The sequence below is a fragment of the Streptomyces sp. NPDC052043 genome (assembly GCF_044548235.1).
Classification (GTDB): domain Bacteria; phylum Actinomycetota; class Actinomycetes; order Streptomycetales; family Streptomycetaceae; genus Streptomyces.
The window spans coordinates 63,119-87,183 of sequence record NZ_JBIUBT010000011.1 but is presented as its reverse complement, the minus strand read 5'-3'; the positions used below and the strand labels follow the sequence as shown (position 1 = coordinate 87,183).

Below are 24,065 nucleotides of genomic sequence, written 5' to 3'. Positions count from 1 at the left end.
GATTGGGTCGATGAGCCGCCACAGGTGGAGGGTCCGGGGGGCGGCGGGTCACTCGCTGTCGTCGCAGGGGCGCGGATCGTCCATGCGGGAGAGCCAGGTGGTGAGCAGCGTTTCGAGGGTCTCGGCCTCGGTGGGTGTCAGCAGATCCAGCAGTCGGCGTTCGTTGCGCATGTGGTCGGTGAACGCGCGGTCGATCAGTTCGCGTCCGGGCCGGGTGAGGGCGACGATCCGGCCGCGCTGGTCGTCGTGGGAACGGCGGCGGGTGACGAGTCCGGCCTGCTCGAGGCGGTCGACTCTCTTCGTGATCGCACCGGTGGTGACCATGGTGTACGCGGCGAGTTCGCCGGGTGCCCTTTCGTAGGGCTCACCGGCGCGGCGCAATGCGCACAGGACGTCGAACTCGCCCTCGCCGAGACCGTAGCGGCCGTAGACGAGGCAGAGTTCCTCGGTGAGCCGGCCGGCCAGGCGGTGCAGTCGGCCGATCACTCCTTGCGGAGTGATGTCGACGTCGGGTCGTTCGCGGCGCCAGTCGGCCTGGATGCGGGCCACGCGGTCCGGTGGTTGCGGATCGTCCATGGACACCATAGTAGCTTCCACGGAAGCTATATTGTCTTCCATGGAAACCAATCTTCGCTGGGTCGCGCTGACCGCCATCGCTCCGGTGGTCTGGGGAACCAACTACTTCGTCACCCGCGAGTTCCTGCCGGCCGACCGTCCGCTCTTCGGGGCCGCCCTGCGGGCGCTGCCCGCCGGCCTGGTGCTGCTGGGCCTGTGCAGGCAGCGGCCACGCGGCGCGTGGTGGTGGCGGTCCGCCGTGCTCGGACTGCTCAACGTGAGCGTGTTCTTCGTGCTCGTCTACGCCGCCTCCCAGCTGCTGCCGACGAGCGTCGCCTCGACCGTCATGGCGGTGTCCCCGCTGGCGATGATGCTCATCGCCTGGGCCCTGGTGTCCGAGCGGCCGGGCGTCTCACACCTGGCCGGCGCCGCGATCGGACTCGTCGGGGTCTGCCTCATGCTGCTCACGGGGGCGGGAGGGGTGAGCGTGCCCGGAGTCCTCGCCTCGGCCGCGGCCATGCTCGTGTCGTCCTTCGGCTACATCCTGGCCAAGCGGTGGAGCGCCGGAGCCGACGTGCTCGCCTCGACCGCCTGGCAGCTCACCGCCGGCGGTCTGTTCCTGTTGCCGGTCGCCGCGGTCGTGGAGGGCCCTCCGCCCGCGCTCGACACCCCGGCACTCCTGGCGTTCGGCTACGTCGCCCTGGTCGCCACCGCCGCGGCCTTCACCGCGTGGTTCACCGGGTTGCGGCACCTGCCGGCGGGAACCGTGGGACTGATCGGACTGCTGAACCCCGTCACGGGCGTGCTGCTCGGCACCGTGGTCGCCGGAGAAGTGCTGACGGGCCGGCAACTGTGCGGGCTGGCACTCGTCCTGGCCGGGGTCGTCCTGGGCCGTCCCACCCGCGCGGGCCGACGCGGCAGCAGCCACGCGTCCTCCCCGCCGTTGGACCGGCACGACACGGACGGCCACCGGTCGAACCGGCGTCGCCGATTGACACCGCCGCCCCGATCCCGCCGCTTCTGACGCGAGGGGTCGCGCTTGGAATCCCATTCCGATTTTTTGGTATACAGAAAAGCATGCACGCCACACCGACCTCGACCCCCGTCTCTCAGCCACAGCTTCCCGGCTCCCGGCGCTGGTGGGCGCTGTGTGTCCTCGGGCTGGCCCAGTTGATGATCCTGCTGGACAGCACCATCGTGAACGTGGCGTTGCCGTCCATGCAGACGCAGTTGGGGATGGCGGACGGGGACCGGCCCTGGGTTGTCACCTCGTACACCGTCGCGTTCGGTGGGCTGCTCCTGCTCGCCGGTCGTATCGCCGACCACGCGGGGCGCAAGCGGGTGTTCATGTGGGGGCTGCTGGGCTTCGCGGTGGCCTCGGCCGCCGGGGGCGTCGCGCCCACCGCTCAGGTCCTGTTCGCCGCTCGGGCCGTGCAGGGCGCCTTCGCGGCTCTCCTCGCCGCCTCGGCGTTCGCTCTGGTGGCCACCACCTTCACCGACCCGCGTGAGCGGCGCAAGGCCGTCGCGATCTTCGGTGCTCTCGGCGGCGCCGGCGGTTCCCTCGGAGTGGTCCTCGGCGGGCTGCTGACCCAGTGGGCGGGTTGGCGCTGGTGCCTGCTGGTCAACGTGCCTATCGCCCTTCTGGCGCTGCTCGGCAGCATATGGACACCGCGCGAGCGATCGCGGCGCCCGGCCGGACGCCTGGATGTCGCCGGGGCCGTGCTGGGCTGTGGCGGTCTGACGACCGTGGTGTACGGCTGCAGCCGGGCCGAGGCCCAGGGCTGGACCTCGGTGTCCGTGCTCGGGGCGCTGGCCGGAGGGATGGCGCTGCTCGTGGCCTTCGCCTGGTGGCAGACCCGTGCCGCCACCCCGCTGCTGCCGCCGCGACTGCTGCGCGACCGCCGCCGCGTCGCCGCGCTGCTGGCCGGTGGCGCCCTGATGATGGCGCAGCTTTCCGTCTCGCTGTTCCTCACCTACTACCTGCAGACCGTGCTGGGGTGGTCGGCGGTGGCGAGCGGACTGGGCTTCCTGCCCATCAGCCTCGTCACCACCGCGACCGCCACCCAGCTCGGCACGCGCCTGCTGCCCAGGCTCGGTCCCCGCGTCATGATGACGGCCGGCCTGTCCCTCGCCGCCTGCGGACTGTTCCAGCTCACGCTGCTGACCCCGAACTCCAGCTACGCCGCGAACGTCCTCCCTGCACTGGTCATCTTCAGCGTCGGCAACGGCGGCAGCTTCCTTGCCATCATGACCAGCGCCACCGCCGACGTGCCGGCCCAGGACTCGGGGATCGCCTCGGCCTCGGTGAACTCCGCGCAGCAGATGGGGGGTTCCATCGGCTCGGCCGCCTTCAACACCGTGGCCGCCAGTGCCGCCGTGGCGTTTCACGGCGGTACGCGCGCCGCTGCCGTGCACGGCTTCACCACGGCGATCCGGGTTCCCCTGGCCGTGCTGCTGCTGGCAGCCGCAGCGACGGCCGCGCTGGCGGGCGCGCGGTCGCCCCGCCGCACGAGACCGGACGCGCGGACCGAGGTCTCCGTTGCATGAGGTCGGGCACGTGCCCCCGGGTTCCCCCCGCGTAAGGGCGCGATATCACCCCGCCGCGTGAGGGCGGGCTCGCAGCCCCGGGATCCCTCCCCGTGAGGCAGGGCACGTGCCTCCGAGTTCCCTCCGCGTGAGAACGGGCACGCATCCCGGGGTATCCGCTGGGCGGGGTCGTCAGGTCGTCGAGGCGTTCAGGACGCGGCTCACTCTGTCGCGCCGCGGTTCCGCCACCGCGCGCCCGCCCAGCAGGCACCCACGACGGCGGTGGCGGCGGCGAGAACCGCGTAGGCGACCATGTAGGAACTCACGGTGACGACCGCGCCTGCGGCGAAGGCGCCGAGTCCGGTGCCCGCGTCGAAGCCGACGTTCCAGGCGATGCTGACGGAGGAGCGGGCCCGCTCCCCTGCGGCGGCGAAGGCCTGCACCAGCGTCAGGTTCTGGAGGCCGCCGTAGGCGACGCCCACGACGAGCATGCCGGCCACGACCAGGACCAGCCCGCCTGCACCGGATCCGAACGTCGTACCCGCGCCGATCACGGCGAGCCCGGCGGCGCCGACGAGCAGCAATGGGGCGATTGCCGGGGCGGCGCCCCTGCGGTCCGCTACGTGTCCGAACCCCCAGCGGCACAGCGCCGCCGTCGCGGTGAACGCCAGAAGCGCGAGGTATACGGCGACCGGGTCGGACAGCAGACGGGGGGTGAAGGTGAGGATGGCTCCGCCGGCCGCGGTGATGGCGAGCAGCGCGGCGATCGGACCGATCAGGACGCGGCGGAGCCGGCTCGTGCCCCGCGCTTCAGCGGATGATGTGGACACGTCGCCGCTGTCGTGCAGGGCGCGTGCCACGCGCGGTGCCAGTGGGATCGCGAGCAAGGGCACGGCCGCGCAGGTGAACACCAGCCAGAATCCCACGCTTTCGGCGAGCCAGGGCGCGATCGGGATGAGCAGGCACTGCGGGGCCGCGATGGCGAGCCCGTAGGCGCCGACCGCCCGGCCGCGGCGGGCGGGTTCGACGAGCGCGGCCACTCCGGTGGCACCGCACACGGTGAGGATCCCGAAACCAAGGCCCCGCACCGCCGCGAGGGCCATGACGGCTCCCGCCTGGCTGGTGGCCAGATGCCCCAGGGCGGGGAGTCCGAGCAGGCACGAACCGAGGGCCAGTGACCTCTGCCAGCCAAGTCGTCTCAGGATCCTGCCGACCCGCAGCTGGGCGATCACCGTGAAGAGCATCAGCACGGTGTTGACCAGGCCCGCGCCCAGTTCGTCCGCCCCGCCCTCGAGTGCCCACAGGGGCGCGACCGGCATCAGCAACGACAGGCCGGCGAAGCCCAGCGCCGTCAGGGCCAGCAGCGGTCGCATCCCCGGCACGCGCCACACCGGTACCTCGCTCCGGCCGGCGAGCCCGTCAACTTGTCGCTTCAACATTCCGTAGATGGTATGCCGTTCGCGCTGCCGTTCACGCTGCCTGCCCCGGTCAGGATGCCCGGTCGATCTCTGTGTTCGCCGGCGGGAATCAGGGCGGTCCCGCCGAAACGGTTTGTGCTGCGCACGTCGGCGCCGTACTGGAGGGTCAGTTGGAGAATCTCGTTGAGACCCTCCGCGCCGGCGTACAGGAAGGCGGAGTCCTGGATCTCGTCCTTCACGTTGGGATCCGCGCCCGACTCCAGCAGCAGGCGTGCCAACTTGACGTGATGGGCCTTGGTGGCCATGACAAGCGGGGTCCGTCCCTGGTCGTTGCGCACTTCGAGGTTCGCGCCTGCCCTGATGGCCTTGGCCGCGATGCTCGGATTGTTGTCCGCCACCGCTTCCAGGAGCTGCGCGGTCGCCTCCTTGCTGGTACCGGTGCCGATCGAGCGGCTCGTCGCCGCGGCGGGCACCGAAGGCGATGAGCTGCTCGTCGCCGGGGCCGGCATCGGAGGCGACGAACTGCTGCCCGGCGGCGCCGAGTCCGTTGTCGCCGCGCAGGCGGCAAGGGTCAGCGCGGCGGCAGCCGCCGCCAGCGCGCGGCGGGCCGCCTTCCGGCGGGCCGAGGAGGTCTTGTTCCGCGGGGTGGCAACCATGTGCAGGTCCTCGTTTCTGCGGGCAGTCGGGCAGCGGGCCCCGCACAGGACCGGCTGCCGGGCGGGGAACCGCTACGACCGCGGGAGCAGCCCGGCGTCAGGCGTGGACGATGCCGTCGGCGACGTCCACGCGGATCTCGGTGCCGACCTTGCGGGCCAACAGATCGTCGAGCCGGTCCAGCGGCCCGATGAGCGCAGGTCCTCCGGCCCTCGCGACGTGGATCGCGGCGTCGATCTTGGGCTGCATCGCCCCCTCGGCGAACAGGAGTTGGGAAATGGCGTCGGCGAACGCGGTCTCGATGTCCCGCTGCTGCGGGGTGCCCCGGTTCTCGTTGCTGTAGTCGCCGTCCGTCAGCATGACGAGGGTGTCGAGACGCCGCACTCGTCACGGAGTACGGCGGCCACTGAACGTCAGCAGTGCCGGCACACGCAGCGCCAGAACCCCGAGTCCGCAGACAAGGAGGAGAGCCGCGCAGAAGACCGTTCTGGCCACCCCTGCCCGCTCCGCCGTCGCGCCGAGGGCAAGGGTGGCGACCGGCATGACGCCGATGCAGAGTTCCTGGAGGCCCAGTGCCCGGCCGTGGACGGCCGAATCGGTCGTGAGGAGCAGCAGCGTGGTCTGGAGCACCCCGAAGGCCGCGCTGGTGAGGCCGATGACGCACATGAGCACGAACGACAACGGCACCGTGCGGGACAGGGCGAACACCGCCCACAGGGCGGCCCAGACCGCCGTGCCGAAGACGAACAGGCCACCTTTGCAAGGGAAGTCACCCAGACCGGCGATGACGAGTGAACCGACCAGTCCCCCGACGCCGCAGCACGTCAGCAGTGCGCCGAGTCCCACGGCGTCGAGCCCGAGGGACTCCTCGGCGAAGACCGGCATGAAGGCCTGGTACACCGGCCACAACAGGGTGTTCGCCGCCAGGGTGACGACGAGCACCGCCACCGCGAGTCGGCTGCGCGCGATGATCCGCAGTCCGCCGGCGACCATCTCACGGACCGACTGCGCGTGGTCGTGGACGGCCTTCCCGTACCCGCGCAGAGGCAAAAGCAGCACCAGTGAGGCTCCGTACCAGGCGGTCGAGACCCACAGTGCAGCCGGAACACCCATCGTCGCGATCATGGCTCCGCCGAGCCCCGGGCCGATCACCTGCGTCATGTTCATCGCCATCGCGTTGAGCGCGTTGGCGTTGGAGAGCTTCTCCTGCCCCACGAGTTCGAGCACCACCGAGGCTCGGGCCGGCTGCGACGGGGACTGGGCAAGGCCGATGGCGAGGCCGCCGACGACAAGGACCCAGTACGGCAGCAGGCCCGCTGTAGCCAGTGCCGCCACCACGGTGCCCGCGCCCGTGGCCCAGGCGCAGGCGACGACGAGCAGCCGGACGCGGTTGTGCCGGTCGGCGAACGCGCCGGCCACCGGGCCGAGGAGCATCGGTGCCAGGCGAGCGGCGGTGAACACCGCGACGAGGAACTCCGAGTGCGTCAGCTCGAACGCGAGCCAGCCGAGCACCAGGGTCTGGGTCCACACTCCGCCGAAGAAGAACACGTTGGAGAGCCACAACCGCTGGAAGGGCCGGTTGCCCCGCATGGAGGCGAGCGCGCCACGCAGGCCCGGCCCGTGAGTGGAGGCGTCTGACGCAGACGGCACCTGAAGAACCTCTCGGGTGAAGATGTGGACGGGAAGGGTTCGCAGCAGGCTCTGCCCATCGCGGGCGGCGACCTTGCCACCGCAGATCACGAGCCTGCGCACGGGAGCACGCGGGCACAGGCAAACGGTATACCAATTCGCCACACCCACGAGCGCCGTGACGTCCGGCTCCGCATCCACGCACTCCCCGCCTCTTTGGTCTACAACATATCGTATGCAATACTGCCGAGGTTGACCCCTCGACAACGTGAGGTGCCCCCGCCGTCCCGGTACGTACGGCGGCCAGCAGGCAGCAACACCAGGTTCCTCGTACGAGTGCCACACCACGGATGACATTCCTTCAGGCCGAGCCGCGCCTGCCCTACGGCGTCAACTTCCAGGCCAACTGGGGGCTGCTGTACGGACCGGTGCGCGCCCCGCTCGACCACGCGACGGCCACCGATCTGGAGTCCCACGAGCACGTGGTGGTCTACGAGGCCGACTGGCAACAAGGCACCGCCAAGGGCCTGTTCCAGTACGCGTACCCCTACGCCGACGAGCCGCCGCACCCCGGCACACTCATCGAGCCGCACACCGTCGTCCGCCAATCCGTGCTGCGCGGGGTCAGTGTCCCCTTGCGCCCCCACATGGGCACCGCCGGGGTGGCACTGGCCCGGAGCGGCCGGATCCACACGGTGCCACCGGGAGAGTTCGGCGGCAACGTCGACAACCGCAGCTTCGTTCCGGGGACCCGCATGTTCTATCCCGTCCAGGTTCCTTCGGCGCTGTTCTGGGCAGGCGACACCCACTTCGCCCAAGGCGACGGCGAAATCTCCGGAACGGCGATCGAGGGGCATCTGAACGTGATGCTCCAGTTCGTCCTGCACAAGAACCTGCGCATCCGCACACCGCTGCTGGAGACGGACACGGAGATGATGGTGCACGGCTTCCACGAGAACCTCGACGAAGCGATCGGAGCGGGTGGGCGTCGTGCTGGCGCGCTCCCCGATCGACGTGCAGGCGGCCTACGACAGCGTGGCTCGCGACTGGCCCTCCTGGCGCGACGCGGGAGTGACCGCGCTGGTGTGCGGCTCCGACCTCCAGGCGTTCGGCGCACTGGCGGCGCCGCGTGACCTCGGGGTCGGGGTTCCCGAGGAGGTGTCCGTGGCCGGCTCCGACCACCGGCCGATGTCCCGGATCGTGCAGCCGTCGCTGACGACGGTCAAGCTGCCCTCGTTCGAGCTGGGCAGCCTCGGTGCGCGGGAGCTGCGCAGGGCCATGGACGGCCGGGACCCGGTCGCGGGGCGGCCGTTGGTGCTGCCGACCCGGCTGGAGATCAGGGAGTCGAACCGGCAGCGCGCCGGGAAGCGTGCCGCTCTGACGCGGACGCCGCGGCGCGGGTGGGTGGCGGTGCGGCGTGCTCATGCGGGAGGTGGGGTGCGCAGGGCGAGGATGGCCATGTCGTCGTGGCCGTCGCTGGGGTGGTGGGCGGCGAGGGTCCGTACGAAGTCCTCCAGCGGCTGGTCCGCGTAGGTGGTGGCGAGTGCCGCCAGGGCGTCGAGGCCGTCGTCGATGGAGTGGGCGGGGTGCTCGATCAGTCCGTCGGTGAAGAAGATCACCACCGACCCGGCGGGCAGAGCCCGGGTGTGGTCGGGGCGGACCTCGTCGGTGCTGACGCCGAGGGGGACGCCGGGGGCGGCGTCCAGGTACACGGCCCGCCCGTCCGGGGTGACCAGCAGAGGGGGCAGGTGGCCCGCGGTGCTCCACTGCAGCGTCCAGCCACCGTGCCCGTCGGGTTCGATACGGGCCAGCAGGGCGGTGGTGACCGGGTTCTCGGTGGTGGCGTGCAGGGTGATGTCGAGCTGGCGGAGGATGCCGCCGGCCGGGGTGCGGCGGTCGTAGAGCAGAGCCCGGAGCATGCTGCGGGTCTGGGCCATGGCACCGGCCGCGTGGAGGTCGTGGCCGACGACGTCTCCGATCACGACACCGAGAGCCCCGTCGGGCAGGATGACGGCGTCGTACCAGTCCCCGCCCAGGCGGTTGGGCTCGGCGGCTGGCTGGTAGATCGCGGCGGCGGTGAAGGGTCGCAGGTCCGGGAGCGTGGGCAGGAGCATGCGCTGGAAGGTCTCGGCGCTGTCGCGGATCTGGCCGAACAGGCGGGCGTTCTCGATGGCGATGCCCGCGGCGCTGGCGAGGGCGACGAGAACCTCCTCGTCCGCCCGGTCGAACGGGCGCCCGTCATGGCGTTCGGAGAGGTAGAGGTCGCCGTAGATCTCGCCGCGGACGCTGATGGCCACCCCGAGCAGGGTGCGCATGTAGGGGTGTCCGGCCGGGAATCCGACGGAGGCGGAGTGGGAGCCGATGTCGGCGACGCGCAGCGGTTCGGGGTGATGGATCAGGAGCCCGAGCACCCCACGGCCGTGGGGGAAGTCCACGTCGCCCAGGGCGGCACGCTCCTCCTCGGACAGTCCGGCGGTGACGAAGGCCTCCAGGTGGTCGCCCGACTCGTGCAGCACCCCCAGGGCACCGTAGCGGGCGCCGACCAGGTCCATCGCGGTGGTGACGATGCGGTGCAGCACGGACGGAAGGTCCAGTTCCCGGCTGATCGCCAGCACGGCGTTCAGCAGGCCCTGCAGCCGGTCCTTGGCGGCGGCCAGTGCCTGGAGCCGCTCGCTGATCTGGTCCAGCTCCTCGTTCAGGCGCTGCCCCAGGTCGGGGATCGCCGGCCGCCGCGGCTCGTCGTCGCGCCCGGCCATCATGACCGCCCGGTGGACCGTGGACCGCTTTCGGTGAGCCGGGCAGGGATCGCCGCGCGGAGCCGGGACTCGGTGGAGGTCTTGAACACCAACTTGGCGCCCTTCTTGTCCAGGTCCGGGTGGCCGACGTCGCCCCGGTGCACCCGGCCCCCCGGCACGACCGGGATCACACAAGATCACAGCGTGACACGAGCAGACAACTCATACCGCACATTACTCCGAAAGCGGCATGCCCCACCCCGCGGAGCCGTGAGGCTCCCCCGCCCCCGGTGCCACCCCGCCGGCGTCTCGCCGCACGGTGCGCTCCCGTGCGCCCGCCGTGACCCCTCCTGCTCACGCGGGGCCCGTGGTCGACTGTGCTTCCGCGGGCCGGCGCGCGGCCGGCCCGGCGGGTGAAGGAGTCCACGGGAGGGGCGGAGTTGAGTCTGCAGCGTGCACTGGCTCCCAGCGAGGCGGCGATGGCCGCGACCGGCAGTCCCACCGTCGCCGGCTGGACGCTCCACGGGGACCTGGACACCGGATTGCTGCGCGACGCCGTCCAGGTGCTGGCTCACCGGATGCCGGTCCTGTCGGCTCGCATCGCCGAGGGATCCGACGGCCTCGTCCTACGGCGCGACACCACTGACGAGCCGGTCGGCTTGGGCTTCGCGTCCGACGGGTGGGCCTCGCACGACGCCCATTTCCTCCGGCCCGGCGACCGGGTGCTGCGCGTCCTGCTGCGTCGCGACGGTCCCCGCGAGCACACGCTGGCCCTGCTGGCCTGGCATGCCGTCAGCGACGGCGCCTGCATGCTGGCGCTGCACCAGCGGTTGTGGCGGATCTACCGCGAGCTGGCCGCGGGCGGCGGCACCACACCTCCCGCCGAGTCCGCCGGACTGCCCCGGCCGCTGGAGGAGCACCTGCTCACCCGGCACAGTCCCGCCGACGTCACCGCCTATGCCGCGCACTGGTCGGCGCGGCTGGACGCGTCGCAGCCGGCCGTCCTCTTCCCGCGGGCCGCCCGCGACGGCGGACCGGGGCCGGTCGACGGAGCCCACCGCCACCGGTTCACCCTGTCCGCTCAGCAGACCGAGGCGCTGACCCGTGCGGCGCACCGCCACGGCACGAGCGCCAACAACCTGCTCTGCGCCATGACGGTGACCGCGGTCCGCGGCCTCCTCTCCCCCAAGGACGGCCTGGAACAACTGACCTGTCTCGTCCCGGTCGACCTGCGGTCACGACTGCGTCCTCCCCTGCCGGCGGACGAGTTCGCCTTCGCCGCCTCCACCGCCTCCGCCACCGTCACCGTCGGCCCCGAAACCGGCCTCGGCACGACCGCCGCGGAGATCGGCCGCCAGCTCCGAACGGCCCTGGACGCCGGCCACGCCGAACTCGAGTACCTGGCCACCGCGCACATGCTGAGCCGGCTGGCCTCCGCGGCCGTCACCGCGGCCGTCAGCAATGTCGCCCCCTACTGCGCTCCGCCCGTGCTGCCGGCCGGCCTGACCGCCACGCGCCCGCACGTCCTGACGATCCCTCCCGGTCCCGTCCCCACGCTGTTCGTCACCCGCCACGACGAGGCGCTCTGCCTGGACCTCGTCCAGCCTCGCGCCTGGTACACCCGCGAACAGGCCGGCCACCTGGCGAACGCTCTTCTGCGGACCCTGACCGTCACCATCGGCGCACCCGGCATGGAGGACCTGGACCTCACCCGCCCCGCACCGCCCGCGAGATGACGGTCGGGGCCGGCCTACGAGCCGGTGCCCCCGGCGGACGCGGTGTTCACGCGGCCGGTGCGCCGAACGCCCGCGCGGCGTCGCACATCGCCTCGACGGCCCGCCGCACGCTGATCTGGCCGTTGCCCGCCACGATGTGCAGTCCGTAGGCGTCCTCCAGCGCCACCAGGTTCAGGGCCGCCGTCGGCATGTCCAGGATGAGGTGGAACGCCCCGGCGTCGACGCCGAGTTCGAGCACGGTCCGGTACGTGACCAGTTGCCGCTCGTACATCGACTCGACCAGCTTGGTGTGCAGCGGGGAACTCTCCGCGAGCACGTCGAACTCGTACAGCAGGCGCATCAGCGCGTCGTCGGGTCCCGTCGGGAGTCCGGCGCGGATCGTCTCCCCGAGGAGTCGCGCCGGGTCCTCGATCGTGCCCCGCAGCGCGTCCCGCCGGTCGCAGAAGCGTTCCATGCCCGCGCGATAGGCCTCGCTCAGCAGCGCGTCGAGGTCGTCGTAGTAGTAGAGGACAGCTCCTCGGGTCAGCCCCGCCTTGCGCGCCACGTCCGCGAGTGAGAGGGAGCGCAGCCCGGTCTCTCCTGTCGTGTCGATGACCGCCTGGATGAGGTGGGCGCGGCGTTCGTCCTGTTTTTTTGGGCGGGCCATCCCTTGACAGTAGCCGAGATGCTCATGAGACTCGAAACATTCTTTGACGCCAATGACAAAAAACGCGCGCATCGTCTCGGCGCACCTTCGCCGCGCGTGCGTGGCGCGGCTCAGAACCAAGGACGACCATGCTGGACACCCTGATCACCGGCGCCCGTGTGCGCACGTTCGACGACGCCCGGCCGTGGGCCGGCGCCGTCGGCGTCACCGGCGGGCGCATCGCCTTCGTGGGCGAGGAGGCCGACGCCCCCGCGGCCCGGGAACACCGCCGCCTGGACGGCGGCCTCCTCACTCCGGGCATCGTCGACAGCCACAACCACCTGCTGCTCGGCTTCGACCCCGACGCGGTCAGCCTCGAGGGCGCCGAGACCCTCGAGGAGGTCCGCCGCCGCATCGCCGAACTCGCCGACGCCCGCCCTGACCTGACCTGGGTCTGCGCCGAGAACGCCGTGTACTCGGTGGTCCACGGCCGCCGCCCCCACGCCCGCGACCTGGCGGGCATCACCTCCCGCCCCGTCTTCGTCACCACCTACGACCAGCACTCGGTGTGGCTCAACGACGCCGCCGTGCGCGCGCTGCGTCTGGACGACGGCGGCGACATCCCCTGGGGCCGCCCGGAGCGGGACGCCGACGGCCGCGCCACCGGATGGGTCACCGACTTCTACACGAGCGCCATGACGACGGCGGGCCTGGCCGGCCTCCAGCGCGACATCCCCATGTACTCGCCCGAGCGGCGCTACCGCAAGCTGCTGGGCAGCCTCGAGATGGCCACCGCCGCCGGCATCACCACCGTGGTGGAACCGCAGGTCCCGCTGGCCGAGATCGACCTGTTCCGGCGCGCCCGGGACGAGGGGCGCCTCAGCTCCCGCGTCATCGCGGCGCTCTTCCACCCCATGGGGTCCGACGGCGCGTTCCGGAAGCAGTTGCGTGCCGCGGCCGACGCCGCCCCGAGCGGTGACCGCCTGGCCTTCGGCCCGGTCAAGCTCTACGCCGACGACGTGATCGAGCCCCACAACGCCTGGATGCTGGACGACTACGCCAACCGGCCCGGGCACCGCGGCCACCCCTCCGCACCACTGGGCGAACTCACCCAGGTCATCACCGAACTGGACCGCCTCGGCTTCCAGACCCACACCCACGCGACGGGCGACGGCGGCATCCGCCTGGCCCTGGACGCCATCGAGCACGCCGCGCGCACCAACGGCACGCGCGACCGCCGCCACGGGATCGTGCACGTCGAGTGCCTCGCCCCGGAGGACCTGCCGCGCTTCGCCGATCTGGGCGTCACCGCCTGCATGCAGCCGCGCCACTGCTCCCCCGACCTCGTGGCCGGCACCTGGATGGAGAACGTCGGCGAGGCCCGCTGGGAGCGTGCCTGGCGACTGCGCTCGCTGATGGCCTCCGGTGCCCATGTGGCCCTCTCCAGCGACTGGCAGGTGGGAGAGATGGACCCCCTGATCGGGATCTACTCGGCCCTGACCCGTGCCGGTCTGCACGGCGGCGACGCCTGGACCCCGGCGGAGCGCCTGGGGCTCGACGACACGTTGCGCGGCTACACCGCCGAGGGCGCCTGGGCCTGGCACCGGGAGGGCGAGTACGGCGTGATCCGCGAGGGCGCCAAGGCCGACCTCGTCGCGTGGTCCGAGGACCTCTACGCGCTCGAACCGGACCCGGCGGCGCTGCTCCAGCAGCGGGCCGAGGTCACCTGGGTGGGCGGCGAGGTGGTCCACGAGGCCGCCACGGCACGCGCCACCGCCGGCCACTACAGTGCGCTCACCTCCTGCTCCACCCACGCCGAAGGCGGTCACGCCCATGTCTGACGGCAACCTTCCCCCACACACCGCCGAGGGCGCCGCGGCACAGGCCACGGCGCACCGCCCGCCCGTCGCAGCGGACGGCACCGGGCAGGGCACCGCGACCGCCGCCGGCCCCGACCGGGCCCAGGACGCCCCGGACAGCGCACAGTTGCGCCGCAGCCTGAAGCTGCGCCACATCGTCTTCCTGGGCCTGGCCTTCATGGCGCCGCTGGCGGTGTTCGACACCTTCGGTCTGGTCTCCGAGGCGACCGACGGCCATGTGCCGCTGGCGTACCTGGCCGTCCTCGTCGCGGTGGGGCTCACGGCGCTCAGCTACGCGCGGATGGCCCGGCGCATCACCTCCGCCGGATCCGTGTACACGTACGCCGGCAAGTCGCTGGGGGCGCCCGTGGGCTTCCTGGTGGGCTGGTCCGCGACGCTGGACTACGTCCTGCTGCCCATGCTCAACGCCCTGCTGGCCGCGATCTACATGGGTGCCGTGCTGCCCGGCGTCCCGGCGTGGGTGTGGGTGCTCTCCACCGTGGTGGTCTGCACGGCGCTGAACCTGGTGGGCGTGAAGCTGGCCGCCAAGGTGAACGTGGCGCTCGTGGTCATCCAGGCCGGCGTGGCCATCGCCTTCCTGGTGTTCGCCGTACGGGCCATCACCACCCACGGCGAGTCCTTCGGAACCACCGGCTGGGACCCGGCCTCGGTACCACTGCCCGCCCTGCTCAGCGGCGCCTCGCTGCTGGCCCTGTCCTTCCTGGGCTTCGACGCCGTCTCCACCCTCTCCGAGGAGGCCGAGCAGCCCCGCCGGGACATCCCGCGGGCCATCCTGCTCATCGTGGCGGCGGCCGGGGTGTTCTTCCTGGCCATCACCTACGCCATGCAGACGCTCTTCCCCGATGTCTCGGCCGTGGGCAACATCGTGGGCGCCTCGCCGGAGATCGCCAAGTACATCGGCGGTGCCGCGTTCCAGGCGGTGTTCGTGGGCGGTTACCTCACCGCGGTCCTCGGGTGCGGCCTGACCCAGCAGATGAGCGCGGCACGGCTGCTGTTCGCCATGGGCCGTGACGGCATGCTGCCGCGCGCGGTCTTCGGACGGGTCGATCCGCGCACCGGCGTCCCCGCCGCCAACGTGCTCGTCGTGGGTCTCATCGCCGCCTCCGCCGTCTTCCTGGACCTCGGCAGCGCCGCGTCGCTGATCAACTTCGGCGCCTACGTCGCCTTCGCCGCGGTGAACCTCGCGGTGATCGGGTTCTGGGTGCGCGACCGGCGGGCCGGGCGGGCACAGGCCCGCGGACCCATGGCCGCCGTACTGCAACTGCTGCTGCCGGCTCTCGGATTCGTCGTGAACGTGGCCCTGTGGGTCAGCCTGGACACCCCGGCCAAGGTCGTGGGCGTCGTCTGGGCGCTGGTGGGCGTGGGGATCCTCACCCTCCGCACGGGCGGATTCCGCCGCCCGGTGCGGACGCTGAACCTGGAGGAGTGAGCCGTCGGCAGCGCTCGGGCGCGTGAGCGGCCCGGGCGCACCGCACCGACGGCACCGGCGGGGACACCGCTGTGCCGGTGACGCGCCGGTCGGGCCGGCGAACCCGTCGACGAAGTGCCACCCGCGCTCACTGTGCGGGCAGCCCCGCAACTGTGCCGGTGCCGGACGGTCTCCTCAGGGCGCGCATGGCGAAGGCGCCGGCCAGGGGGCCGGGGCCCAGGAGGAGGAACGCGTAGCGCCAGCCGACGGCGTCGGCGAGGAGGGGGGTCAGCTGGATGCTGACGACCGTGAGGGCGAAACCGATCGCGGTCTGGGCCGTGAGGGCCGTTCCGACGTAGCGGGAGTCGGCGACTTCGCTGAGGGCGGTGGAGAACACTCCGGAGTCGGCGATCACGGCGGCGCCCCAGAGAGCGCAGAACGCGACCAGGAGCGCCGGCGGACAGTGGACGAGCAGCGGTGAGAGCAGGCAGCACAGACCGCTGGTGAGCAGGGCCGCGACGGCGGCGGGTGAGCGTCCGAAGCGGTCGGCGCCCCAGCCGCCGAGCAGGCAGCCGATCACACCGCCGACGCCCATGGTGAGGAACACGGTGACCTCGACCGATCCGGGAAGGTCACGGGCGCGGTCCGTCGCGGCGAGGAAGGCGGGGATCCAGGTCCACAGGGCGTACAGCTCCCACATGTGCCCGAAGTATCCGAGGTTGGCCGAACGGGGGCCGCGCTGGGTGAACATGGTCAGGGCGTAGCGGGGGTTGCGGGTGGGCGCGGCCGGGGCGGCGTGGGGGCCGACGCGGATGAAGGCCAGCGCGACGCAGGAGGCCAGGAGTCCGGCGGCCGACGCGACCAGGAGCACGCCCCGCCAGGGCAGTGACCCGATGCCGGCGATGAGGTGCGGCAGGGTCGAGCCGAGTGTCAGGGCGGCGATGAGCACCCCCATGGACCTGCCGCGTGCGGCGCCGGGGGCCCAGGAGGCCATGAGTTTCATGCCGACCGGATAGACGCCGGCCAGGCACACCCCGGTCACGAAGCGGAGGGGAACGGCTGTGGCGAGCCGATCGACCGACACGGCCAGCAGCACGGTGCACACGGCGGCCGCGGCAGCTCCGCCGCCCAGCAGGCGCTGGGGTGGAAGACGGTCGGCGAGCGTGAGCGCGGCGGAGGTGAGCGCGCCGGTGACGAAGCCGAGCTGGACCGAGGCGGTCAGCCACACGGCGTCGGCCGAGTCGAGCCCCCACTCGCCGCGCAGGGTGGGAACCACCGCCGACATGGAGAACCAGACGGCGAGGCCGAGGACCTGTACGGCGGCGATCGCGCCGCGCTGCGTAACGGCGTTCATGGTCTCCCCCCGGGCCGGTGGGTGTCCGGGCTGACGCACCGGTCGGTCTTCCCGTACAGGACCGGCCCCCTTTCGCGAACTGCTCGGCCATCGGTGCCGCGCCGGGCACCGCCGCCACCGCGGCGCCCGCCCCAGCGGCGGCGACGTGTGGCGGCAGAAGCCTACGGGGCTGTCCACCGGCCGCTCCGCCCGGCTCCCACAGCTCGGCCGCTCAGGCCCTGCGCACGTCCGTCCGGGAGGACAGCTCGTCGAACCGGCGCTCGCCGGGCGGCACGGACGAGCGCTGGATGGCGAGAAGCGCGGCGTCGTCGCTGAGTGCCCGGTCGGCATGATCGAGGAGATCCCGGTGGAGGTGCCGTACGAGCGTTTCGGGACCGCTCCTCGCCCACTCGGTGACCCGCTCCTCCAGGGGATAGAAGGCCCGGTCGCGGTCGCGTGCCTCCACCACGCCGTCGGTGTAGAGGAGGAGGGTGTCGCCGGCGTCGAACGTGAACGTGTGCGAGGTGCGCACGTCCGGCCCCAGCACGAACATCCCCAGGGGAGGCGAGGGGTGGGGAGGCATGACGCTCGTCACCCGGCCGTGCCTGATCAGCAGGGGCGGCGGATGCCCGCAGTGGGTCACCCGCGCGACGCGGCCGTGGTCGGGGATCTCCAGCAGCAACGCGGTGATGAAGTGCTCCTGGGCCTCGTCGTCCGCTTCGGGGAACTGGGTGAGGTAGCGGCACACACTCCGGTCCAGGGCGTCGGCGAGCGCGGGCAGCGTGGCGTGGTGGTGGGCGGCCTCCTGGAACGCGCCGAGCAGCGTGGCCGCCTCGCCGATCGCGGCCAGACCGTGCCCCCTGACGTCCCCGATGATCACGCGCGTGCGGCCTTCGGTGCGCGCCACCGCGTACAGGTCACCGCCGATGCGGGCCTCCTTCTCGGCGGCCAGGTACGAGTACGCGATGTGCAGCGGGCCGAGCCGGTGGGGCAGCGGGCGCAGCAGGGCACGTTGGGCGGCTTCGGCGACGGACCGCACCTGGGCGAGCTCCTCCTGCCGCCGGTCGCGCACCCAGCACACGAACACGGCGAAGACCGAGAGGATCGCGAGGCCGGTGATCGCGGCGATCTGGGTCACGGCGGTGAGCCCGCCCTGGAGTGAGGAGATGAGGACGTGCGCCCCCACCGCCAGCACTCCGATCAGTCCGGTCAGTCGCGGTCCCGCGAAGGAGGTGGTGATGGCGGGTGCCGCGACGAGCAGCGGACCGAGGCTGATCGATTCGGGCGTGCGCAGATCCGCGACCGTGATGACCAGGATCAGCCCGAGGGGGATCGCCACCAGCGCATGGCTCGACTGCCAAAGGCGCCGTACACGGCCGAGGTGCTGCCCAACGTGCATGCATCCAATGTGCACGATTCGCCCCGGAAACTGGATGTCTGTCCGGACACACCGGGCCCGGGGCCGCCCGGGCGTGGTCGGTGTCTGCCCGGTTCGGCGACACACCATCGATAAATCCACACAAACGGAACACAACGGATTTCGCAATTGCCAAATTTCGCAATTGCTTAGATGCTGTGTTCGCTGTGCCCCTAGGTAGCCGGGGGCACAGCTTCTGTGTGGCTCGCCCCCGAGGGGGCTGTACGAGGGGAAGCTGAGGGGGCGTGTCGGTTCCGCTGTGCGAGGCGAAGGCCGAAATCAAGGAAGCCGGGGTCACCGCCGGATGAGCACGACTCCCGCCGGCGCGGTCCGGGCACGGATCACGTCCTCGCTTCCCTCCCGCTCCGATCTGTCCCAGATGCGGCGTGATCCGCGCCGAGACCTGCTCGCCGGGCTCACGGTGGCGATCGTGGCCCTGCCGCTGGCCCTCGGCTTCGGGGTGTCCTCCGGGCTCGGTGCCGAGGCGGGCCTGGCGACCGCGGTGGTCGCCGGCGCGCTGGCCGCCGTGTTCGGCGGGTCGAATCTCCAGGTGTCGGGCCCGACCGGGGCGATGACCGTGGTCCTGGTGCCGATCGTCGGCCAGTACGGTCCGACCGCCGTCCTCACGGTGGGTCTGATGGCGGGCGTGATGCTCGTCGTCCTCGCCGCGTTCAGGGCCGGCCGCTATATGCAGTACGTGCCGGCACCGGTGATCGAGGGCTTCACGCTCGGCATCGCCGGAGTGATCGGACTCCAGCAGGTGCCGAACGCGCTGGGCGTGCCCAAGCCCGAGGGCGACAAGGTGCTCGTCATCACCTGGCACGCGGTCGAGGAGTTCGTGAAGGCGCCGAACTGGACCGCCGTGGGGCTCGCGGTCTCCGTGGTCGTGGTCATGCTGGCCGGCGCACGGTGGCGGCCGACCGTGCCGTTCTCCATCGTCGCCGTGATCGCCGCCACCGTGGTGGCCCAGGTCGCCGGGCTGGACGCGAAGCCGATCGGCGACCTGCCCGCGGGGCTGCCGGCGCCTTCCCTCTCCTTCTTCGACGCCGGCTCGCTCGGCTCACTGCTCGCCCCGGCCGTGGCGGTGGCCGCGCTGGCCGCACTGGAGTCGCTGATGTCCGCGGCCGCCGCCGACGCGATGACCGTGGGGCAGCGGCACGACCCGGACCGGGAACTGCTCGGCCAGGGCCTGGCCAACATCGCCGCCCCGCTGTTCGGTGGCGTCCCGGCCACCGGAGCCATCGCACGCACCGCCGTGAACGTCCGCACGGGTGCCCGCTCCCGGCTGGCCGCCCTCGTCCACGCCGCCGTCCTCGCGGTGATCGTCTTCGCGGCGGCACCCCTGGTGTCGAAGATCCCGCTGGCGGCGCTGGCCGGCGTGCTGCTGGCCACCGCGATCCGCATGGTCGAGGTCGGCTCGCTGAAGGCGATGGCCCGGGCCACGCGGTCCGACGCCGTGATCCTCGTCCTGACCGCGGCGGCGACACTGGCCCTGGACCTGGTGTACGCGGTGATCATCGGCCTGCTGACCGCCGGGGCCCTCGCGCTGCGGGCCGTGGCCAGGGAGACCCGCTTCGACCAGGTGTCCCTGGACCGGGGGGATCACACCGACGAGGAGCACCAGCTGCTCGCCGAGCACATCGTCGCGTACCGCATCGACGGTCCGCTGTTCTTCGCCGCCGCGCACCGCTTCCTGCTGGAGTTGACCGAGGTGGCGGACGTGAAGGTCGTCATCCTGCGGATGTCGCGGGTGTCCACGATGGACGCCACCGGCGCCCTGGTCCTGAAGGACGCGGTGGAGAAGCTGAACCGGCGCGGCATCGTCGTCCTGGCCTCCGGGATCCGTCCCGAGCAGCGGCAGGTCCTCGGCTCCGTCGGCGCTCTGGAGCTGCTGCGGCACGAGGGCCGCGACTACGCCAACACGCCCGAGGCGATCCACGCCGCCCGCGACCACCTGCACATCGCCGGAGTCCTGCCCGCCGAGCCGACGGCACCGGCTGGACAGTGACGCGGCGGGACACGCGAGGATAGGGCGCATGTTCTTGACGAGTAGAGGGATGCGATGCCCAGTGGTCCAGCCGTTCCTGTCGTGCGGTACCGGGAAGGGGACGGCAGGGTGAGTACGCCCCTGTACCAGCTGAAGGCCGAGTTCTTCAAGACGCTCGGGCACCCGGCGCGCATCCGCGTCCTGGAGCTGCTCAGTGAGCGCGAGCACGCGGTCGCGGAGATGCTGCCCGAGGTCGGGATCGAGCCGGCGCACCTGTCCCAGCAGTTGGCGGTGCTGCGGCGGGCGAACCTGGTGCGGACCCGCAAGGAGGGGTCGAACGTGTACTACTCGCTCGCCGATCAGGAGGTGGCGGAGCTGATGCGGGTGGCGCGTTCGATCCTGTCGGGTGTGCTGGCGGGGCAGGCGGAGCTGCTCGCCGATCTGCGGGCGGGCCGGCCGGAGAGGAAGCCGCCGTCCCCGTGACGGTCGCCGGACAGCGGCCGTCCCCGTGACGCGGTCGCCGGACGGCCGCCGGCCCCGGGGAGGCGGCCCGTGCGGTGTCGCGGTCGGGGCCAGGGCCTGTCACGGGGCAGGCGGGACGTCCGCAACCGGCCCTACGCCCTGTGGGCGGTGTCGTGTTCCGCGCCCTGCGGCCAGAGCACCTCGACGGCCACACCGTGGCTGCGGGCGTAGGCCACGAGGTGCGCCGTCGCATCCCTCCCCGAGGAAGGGGAGCCGTCCCAGACGGCCAGCACCCGCGCGCACGAGCGCAGCAGGCCCTCGTCGGCCGTCACGCACGAGGTGCGGTCACCGGGGTCGTACTCCACCAGCCGCACCTGCTCGGACAGCAACAGCAGTTCCCCGGCCGCCTTCCGGTCCGGCTCCGCGACATGCGCGGGCACTTCGCCGCAGGACGGCAGGACCGTCACCAGGGCCAGTCCCGCCTTCCGGGCGGCCCGCCCGAACGCCACCGGCAGTCCCTTCCCGGCGCGCACCAGCCCGGACGTTCCCGCCTGGGCGAACGCGGCCAGACGGGAACGCAGTTCCTCCTCCAGCAGAGCCAGCGTCGAGGCGGTGAGATCGGCGTGCCCTACAACAGCGATCACTGGTGGCTTTCCCTTCTCCCCATGCGCTTGATCATCGTCATGACCGGCGGGCGCGCGCAGGGGTCCGTCGGCCTCGAAAGCAGGGGTCCGTCGGTCTCGAAGTCGGGCTGTTCGGCCCTGGCGCACTCCACCGCACAGGTGCGGCCCGCGCTCTCGCGAAGGCTGTCCGCGGGTGCGGGTCACACCCCGAACAGCTGTGCCGCGTTGTCGTGGCACACGGCCCGCAGCCACTCCTGTCCGAGCCCCAGGCGTTCCAGGGCATGGAGCTGGTCCACGTAGGGATAGGGGATGTTGGGGAAGTCGGAGCCGAGCAGGATGCGGTCGCCGAGTCCGGCCAGCCGGGGCAGGGCCCGGGCCGGGAACGGCATGAACCCCTCGGTGAAGTCGGTGAACGCCATCGTCGTGTCGAGCCGTACCTGCTCGTACCGTTCGGCGAGGCCGAGGAACTCCTCGTACTCGGGCATCCCCATGTGCGCGACGATCAGTCGCAACCCCGGGTGCCGCTCCAGCACCCGTGCGATCGGCTCCGGTCCGGTGTGCTTGCCGGGCGCGGGCCCCGAGCCGCAGTGGATCACCACGGGCACCCGCGCCTCGGCCAGCAACCCCCATGCCCGCTGGAGGAGTTCGTCGGCCGGGTCGTAGGCCCCCACCTGTACGTGCGCCTTGAACACGCGCGCACCCGCTTCGACGGCCTCGCGGACGTACGTCTCGACGTCCGGCTCCGGATAGAGGGTGGCGGTGTGCAGGCAGTCAGGGGTGCGGCGGGCGAAGTCGGCCGCCCATCCGTTCAGCCAGCGGGCCATGCCGGGCTTGTGCGGATAGAGCATCGCGGTGAAGGCCCGGACGCCGAACTCCCGCAGGACGGCGGTCCGTTCCGCCTCGTCCGCGCGGTAGGTGATCGGCCACTCGAGCCCGCCGGTCAGCGGTCCCTGCGCACCGAAGTAGTCCCAGACCTTGTGCAGGACACGCTCGGGCATGAAGTGCGTGTGGACGTCGATCAGCCCGGGCAGACCGAGCCGTTCCCAGAAGCGGCGGACCTCCAGGGATGCCATGCGGTGATCGTTCATAGCGCCCACGATCGGCCCCGGTGAGGGGGTGGGCCAGCATTTCCCCAAGGGGCGCGGTGAGGGATCCGTCACATGCCGCGAGGGGTAACCAGGCCGGACTCGTAGGCGGCCACGACGAGTTGGGCGCGGTCGCGGGCGGCGAGCTTGGTCATGGCGCGGCTGACGTGGGTCTTGACCGTGGAGGAGCTGATCACCATCCGGGCGGCGATCTCGTCGTTGCTGAGGCCGCGGCCGACCAGGGCGAGGACCTCGCGCTCGCGCCGGGTCAGCACCTCCAGTCGGGAGTGCGTGCCCGGGCCCGGGTACAGGGGCCGGGACGTGTACTCGGCGATGAGCTTGCGGGTGATGGCCGGGGACAGCAGCGCGTCGCCGCGGGCGGCGACCCGGACCGCCTGGAGCAGGTCGGCGGGTTCGATGTCCTTGACGAGGAAGCCGCTCGCGCCCGCGCGCAGCGCGCTGTAGACGTACTCGTCGACGCCGTAGTTCGTCAGGATCACCACGTGCACGGCGGACAGGGCCGGGTCGGAGGCGATCCGGCGGGTGGCCTCGATCCCGTCCACCACCGGCATCGAGACGTCGACGAGGGCCACGTCCGGGAGGTGCTCGGCGGCGAGCGCGGCCCCGGCCGCGCCGTCGGCGGCCTCGGCGACGACCTCGATGTCGTCCTCGGCGTCGAGGAGCGCGCGGAAACCGCCCCGGATGAGCGGCTGGTCGTCGACGAGCAGGACCCGGATCACGAGGTGCCGCCGGGGCCGGTGCCGTTCAGCGGGAACTCGGCGCGGACGGTGAACCCGCCCTCCGGCCGGGGCCCGGCGTGCAGCCGCCCGCCGAGCCCTGTGACCCGCTCGCGCATACCGGTCAGGCCGGTGCCCGGCTCCGGCTGCGCCGCGGGGGTGGCCCTGCCGTCGTCGTCGACGCGCACGGCCAGCGAGTCCGGCCGGAAGTCGAGACGGATCCGGGCCGAGGCGGCCCCCGCGTGCCGGGCGGTGTTCGTCAGCGCCTCCTGGACGACCCGGTAGACGGCCCGGTCGAGTTCGGGCGGCAGCTCCCTCGGCTCGCCCTCGACGGTCACCGTGGCGGGCAGGCCCGTGGAACTGGTCCGTTCCACCAGCACGGGCAGGAGACCGAGTCCGGTGACCGGGGGCCCGGGCCGGCCGGGTACGGCCTCGCCGGGTGCGCGGAGCACGTCGAGGGTGGCCCGGAGTTCTCGGGTCGCGTCGCCCGCGGCCTCCTGGATGGCCAGCAAGGCCTCCGGCACGCTCTCACCGCGCTTGCGCGCCAGATGGACGGCCACTCCGGCCTGCACCTTGATCACGGAGATGCTGTGGGTGAGCGAGTCGTGCAACTCGCGGGCGATCCGCAGCCGTTCCTCCCCCGCGCGGCGACGGGCGGACTCCTCGCGGAGCCGCTCGGCGTCGGCCGCCCGCTGCTCGGCGTCGGCGGCGCGCTGCTCGGCCTGCCGGAGGTTGCTGTTCCACTGGCGCCGGACCTCCGCCGCCATCACCGCGGCCACCACCCAGCCGACCAGCAGGAACCGTCCCTCGACGATCTGCCGGGCGGACTGGCCGCCGGAGGATGTGAGGCTCAGCGCCACCGTGCCCGCGACGAACGCGCCCGCGCCCAGGACGACCGTCACCAGCCGGTGGCCCGCGAGGACGGCGGTGTAGACGGCCACGAGAACCGGCAGGGCCGCCCCGTCACCCGGGTAGCCGCGCAGGTGGTAGGCGAACAGGCAGCCGACCGTGGTGGCCACGACCGCGACGGGGAAGCGGTTCCTGGCGGTGAGCGTGAGACCCCCCACCAGCACCAGCAGGGATCCGGGCACGTCGAGGCCCGTGCGGTCGGGGACGGCCACCACCGAGCCGACCAGCGAGACCACGGCGACGACACCCGCCGTCACCGCGTCCCGCGCACAGCCGCGCAAGCTCAGCCGCATACCCATCCCCGCACGGTAGCGCCGCTGCGCGCGCCAACACGTCACCTCGTAGG

23 protein-coding genes are annotated in these 24,065 nt (G+C 72.3%); 9 read left to right on the top strand and 14 right to left on the bottom strand.

What is annotated here, in order from left to right; genetic code table 11:
• Nucleotides 1–48: 48 nt before the first annotated feature.
• Nucleotides 49–576 carry a MarR family winged helix-turn-helix transcriptional regulator gene (locus ACIHCX_RS26180; protein ID WP_400033478.1) on the bottom strand — a complete coding sequence of 176 codons (528 nt, stop codon included), beginning with the start codon at nt 574–576 and terminating at the stop codon, nt 49–51.
• A gap of 40 nt (nt 577–616) precedes the next feature.
• On the opposite strand from ACIHCX_RS26180, the gene ACIHCX_RS26175 reads away from it, so the two are divergent.
• Both ACIHCX_RS26175 and ACIHCX_RS26170 read left to right on the top strand, forming a co-directional pair.
• The gene (locus tag ACIHCX_RS26175) at nt 617–1,579 is read left to right on the top strand and encodes a DMT family transporter (protein ID WP_400033476.1); all 963 of its coding nucleotides are present in this window, start codon (nt 617–619) and stop codon (nt 1,577–1,579) included.
• Nucleotides 1,580–1,632: 53 nt separating this feature from the next.
• The gene (locus ACIHCX_RS26170; RefSeq protein ID WP_400033474.1) at nt 1,633–3,102 is read left to right on the top strand and encodes an MFS transporter; all 1,470 of its coding nucleotides are present in this window, start codon (nt 1,633–1,635) and stop codon (nt 3,100–3,102) included.
• A gap of 200 nt (nt 3,103–3,302) precedes the next feature.
• On the opposite strand, the gene ACIHCX_RS26165 is transcribed toward ACIHCX_RS26170, so the two are convergent.
• The 4 genes from ACIHCX_RS26165 to ACIHCX_RS26150 form a co-directional block, all read right to left on the bottom strand.
• Nucleotides 3,303–4,520, bottom strand: a complete 1,218-nt coding sequence (locus tag ACIHCX_RS26165; protein ID WP_400033472.1) for an MFS transporter — start codon at nt 4,518–4,520, stop codon at nt 3,303–3,305.
• On the bottom strand, nt 4,514–5,155 hold the full coding sequence (locus ACIHCX_RS26160) for an ankyrin repeat domain-containing protein (protein WP_400033470.1): 642 nt from the start codon (nt 5,153–5,155) through the stop codon (nt 4,514–4,516). Before ACIHCX_RS26160 ends, ACIHCX_RS26165 begins: the two co-directional genes overlap by 7 nt.
• Before the next feature lie 97 nt (nt 5,156–5,252).
• Nucleotides 5,253–5,537, bottom strand: a complete 285-nt coding sequence (locus ACIHCX_RS26155; RefSeq protein WP_400033468.1) for a hypothetical protein — start codon at nt 5,535–5,537, stop codon at nt 5,253–5,255.
• A 3-nt stretch (nt 5,538–5,540) separates the two neighbouring features.
• A complete protein-coding gene (locus tag ACIHCX_RS26150; RefSeq protein ID WP_400033466.1) occupies nt 5,541–6,803 on the bottom strand; it encodes an MFS transporter in 1,263 nt (420 codons plus the stop codon).
• A 329-nt stretch (nt 6,804–7,132) separates the two neighbouring features.
• On the opposite strand from ACIHCX_RS26150, the gene ACIHCX_RS26145 reads away from it, so the two are divergent.
• Nucleotides 7,133–7,915: an acetamidase/formamidase family protein gene (locus tag ACIHCX_RS26145; protein WP_400033464.1), complete on the top strand. Its 783-nt coding sequence runs from the start codon at nt 7,133–7,135 to the stop codon at nt 7,913–7,915.
• A complete protein-coding gene (locus ACIHCX_RS26140) occupies nt 7,797–8,315 on the top strand; it encodes a substrate-binding domain-containing protein (protein WP_400033920.1) in 519 nt (172 codons plus the stop codon). The genes ACIHCX_RS26145 and ACIHCX_RS26140 overlap by 119 nt, the downstream gene beginning before the upstream one ends.
• Here ACIHCX_RS26140 and ACIHCX_RS26135 read toward each other — a convergent pair.
• Together ACIHCX_RS26135 and ACIHCX_RS26130 are read right to left on the bottom strand one after the other, a co-directional pair.
• Nucleotides 8,204–9,541: a PP2C family protein-serine/threonine phosphatase gene (locus ACIHCX_RS26135; protein ID WP_400033462.1), complete on the bottom strand. Its 1,338-nt coding sequence runs from the start codon at nt 9,539–9,541 to the stop codon at nt 8,204–8,206. The genes ACIHCX_RS26140 and ACIHCX_RS26135 overlap by 112 nt on opposite strands.
• A complete protein-coding gene (locus tag ACIHCX_RS26130) occupies nt 9,538–9,708 on the bottom strand; it encodes a hypothetical protein (RefSeq protein WP_400033460.1) in 171 nt (56 codons plus the stop codon). Before ACIHCX_RS26130 ends, ACIHCX_RS26135 begins: the two co-directional genes overlap by 4 nt.
• A gap of 249 nt (nt 9,709–9,957) precedes the next feature.
• Here ACIHCX_RS26130 and ACIHCX_RS26125 point away from each other — a divergent pair, with 249 nt between their 5' ends.
• The gene (locus ACIHCX_RS26125; protein ID WP_400033458.1) at nt 9,958–11,253 is read left to right on the top strand and encodes a condensation domain-containing protein; all 1,296 of its coding nucleotides are present in this window, start codon (nt 9,958–9,960) and stop codon (nt 11,251–11,253) included.
• A 46-nt stretch (nt 11,254–11,299) separates the two neighbouring features.
• Here ACIHCX_RS26125 and ACIHCX_RS26120 read toward each other — a convergent pair whose 3' ends face one another.
• Nucleotides 11,300–11,899, bottom strand: coding sequence for a TetR/AcrR family transcriptional regulator (locus tag ACIHCX_RS26120; RefSeq protein WP_400033456.1), 600 nt, complete (start codon nt 11,897–11,899; stop codon nt 11,300–11,302).
• Nucleotides 11,900–12,027: 128 nt separating this feature from the next.
• Between ACIHCX_RS26120 and ACIHCX_RS26115 the strand changes: the two genes are divergently transcribed.
• On the top strand, nt 12,028–13,719 hold the full coding sequence (locus ACIHCX_RS26115; protein ID WP_400033454.1) for an amidohydrolase: 1,692 nt from the start codon (nt 12,028–12,030) through the stop codon (nt 13,717–13,719).
• Nucleotides 13,712–15,187, top strand: a complete 1,476-nt coding sequence (locus ACIHCX_RS26110) for an APC family permease (RefSeq protein WP_400033452.1) — start codon at nt 13,712–13,714, stop codon at nt 15,185–15,187. Before ACIHCX_RS26115 ends, ACIHCX_RS26110 begins: the two co-directional genes overlap by 8 nt.
• A gap of 127 nt (nt 15,188–15,314) precedes the next feature.
• Here ACIHCX_RS26110 and ACIHCX_RS26105 read toward each other — a convergent pair whose 3' ends face one another.
• Nucleotides 15,315–16,520, bottom strand: a complete 1,206-nt coding sequence (locus ACIHCX_RS26105) for an MFS transporter (RefSeq protein ID WP_400033450.1) — start codon at nt 16,518–16,520, stop codon at nt 15,315–15,317.
• 211 nt (nt 16,521–16,731) lie between these two features.
• Nucleotides 16,732–17,898 (bottom strand): PP2C family protein-serine/threonine phosphatase, encoded by a 1,167-nt coding sequence (locus ACIHCX_RS26100; RefSeq protein WP_400033448.1) that lies wholly within the window; start codon nt 17,896–17,898, stop codon nt 16,732–16,734.
• 322 nt (nt 17,899–18,220) lie between these two features.
• On the opposite strand from ACIHCX_RS26100, the gene ACIHCX_RS26095 reads away from it, so the two are divergent.
• Together ACIHCX_RS26095 and ACIHCX_RS26090 are read left to right on the top strand one after the other, a co-directional pair.
• On the top strand, nt 18,221–19,924 hold the full coding sequence (locus tag ACIHCX_RS26095) for a SulP family inorganic anion transporter (protein ID WP_400033446.1): 1,704 nt from the start codon (nt 18,221–18,223) through the stop codon (nt 19,922–19,924).
• Between the two features lie 108 nt (nt 19,925–20,032).
• Nucleotides 20,033–20,386 (top strand): ArsR/SmtB family transcription factor, encoded by a 354-nt coding sequence (locus ACIHCX_RS26090; RefSeq protein WP_400033444.1) that lies wholly within the window; start codon nt 20,033–20,035, stop codon nt 20,384–20,386.
• A gap of 131 nt (nt 20,387–20,517) precedes the next feature.
• On the opposite strand, the gene ACIHCX_RS26085 is transcribed toward ACIHCX_RS26090, so the two are convergent.
• The 4 genes from ACIHCX_RS26085 to ACIHCX_RS26070 form a co-directional block, all read right to left on the bottom strand.
• Nucleotides 20,518–21,009 (bottom strand): hypothetical protein, encoded by a 492-nt coding sequence (locus tag ACIHCX_RS26085; protein WP_400033442.1) that lies wholly within the window; start codon nt 21,007–21,009, stop codon nt 20,518–20,520.
• A gap of 179 nt (nt 21,010–21,188) precedes the next feature.
• On the bottom strand, nt 21,189–22,061 hold the full coding sequence (locus ACIHCX_RS26080; protein ID WP_400033440.1) for an amidohydrolase family protein: 873 nt from the start codon (nt 22,059–22,061) through the stop codon (nt 21,189–21,191).
• 83 nt (nt 22,062–22,144) lie between these two features.
• Nucleotides 22,145–22,813 (bottom strand): response regulator, encoded by a 669-nt coding sequence (locus tag ACIHCX_RS26075; RefSeq protein ID WP_400033438.1) that lies wholly within the window; start codon nt 22,811–22,813, stop codon nt 22,145–22,147.
• Nucleotides 22,810–24,018: a sensor histidine kinase gene (locus tag ACIHCX_RS26070; protein WP_400033436.1), complete on the bottom strand. Its 1,209-nt coding sequence runs from the start codon at nt 24,016–24,018 to the stop codon at nt 22,810–22,812. Before ACIHCX_RS26070 ends, ACIHCX_RS26075 begins: the two co-directional genes overlap by 4 nt.
• Nucleotides 24,019–24,065: the final 47 nt, after the last annotated feature.

What these genes read in the sequence shown, in the direction of transcription:
- ACIHCX_RS26180 (WP_400033478.1), bottom strand. Translation starts at nt 576, where the DNA reads ATGGACGATCCGCAACCACCGGACCGCGTGGCCCGCATCCAGGCCGAC.
- ACIHCX_RS26175 (WP_400033476.1), top strand. Translation starts at nt 617, where the DNA reads ATGGAAACCAATCTTCGCTGGGTCGCGCTGACCGCCATCGCTCCGGTG.
- ACIHCX_RS26170 (WP_400033474.1), top strand. Translation starts at nt 1,633, where the DNA reads ATGCACGCCACACCGACCTCGACCCCCGTCTCTCAGCCACAGCTTCCC.
- ACIHCX_RS26165 (WP_400033472.1), bottom strand. Translation starts at nt 4,520, where the DNA reads ATGTTGAAGCGACAAGTTGACGGGCTCGCCGGCCGGAGCGAGGTACCG.
- ACIHCX_RS26160 (WP_400033470.1), bottom strand. Translation starts at nt 5,155, where the DNA reads ATGGTTGCCACCCCGCGGAACAAGACCTCCTCGGCCCGCCGGAAGGCG.
- ACIHCX_RS26145 (WP_400033464.1), top strand. Translation starts at nt 7,133, where the DNA reads ATGACATTCCTTCAGGCCGAGCCGCGCCTGCCCTACGGCGTCAACTTC.
- ACIHCX_RS26135 (WP_400033462.1), bottom strand. Translation starts at nt 9,541, where the DNA reads ATGATGGCCGGGCGCGACGACGAGCCGCGGCGGCCGGCGATCCCCGAC.
- ACIHCX_RS26120 (WP_400033456.1), bottom strand. Translation starts at nt 11,899, where the DNA reads ATGGCCCGCCCAAAAAAACAGGACGAACGCCGCGCCCACCTCATCCAG.
- ACIHCX_RS26115 (WP_400033454.1), top strand. Translation starts at nt 12,028, where the DNA reads ATGCTGGACACCCTGATCACCGGCGCCCGTGTGCGCACGTTCGACGAC.
- ACIHCX_RS26110 (WP_400033452.1), top strand. Translation starts at nt 13,712, where the DNA reads ATGTCTGACGGCAACCTTCCCCCACACACCGCCGAGGGCGCCGCGGCA.
- ACIHCX_RS26105 (WP_400033450.1), bottom strand. Translation starts at nt 16,520, where the DNA reads ATGAACGCCGTTACGCAGCGCGGCGCGATCGCCGCCGTACAGGTCCTC.
- ACIHCX_RS26100 (WP_400033448.1), bottom strand. Translation starts at nt 17,898, where the DNA reads ATGCACGTTGGGCAGCACCTCGGCCGTGTACGGCGCCTTTGGCAGTCG.
- ACIHCX_RS26095 (WP_400033446.1), top strand. Translation starts at nt 18,221, where the DNA reads ATGAGCACGACTCCCGCCGGCGCGGTCCGGGCACGGATCACGTCCTCG.
- ACIHCX_RS26080 (WP_400033440.1), bottom strand. Translation starts at nt 22,061, where the DNA reads ATGGCATCCCTGGAGGTCCGCCGCTTCTGGGAACGGCTCGGTCTGCCC.
- ACIHCX_RS26070 (WP_400033436.1), bottom strand. Translation starts at nt 24,018, where the DNA reads ATGGGTATGCGGCTGAGCTTGCGCGGCTGTGCGCGGGACGCGGTGACG.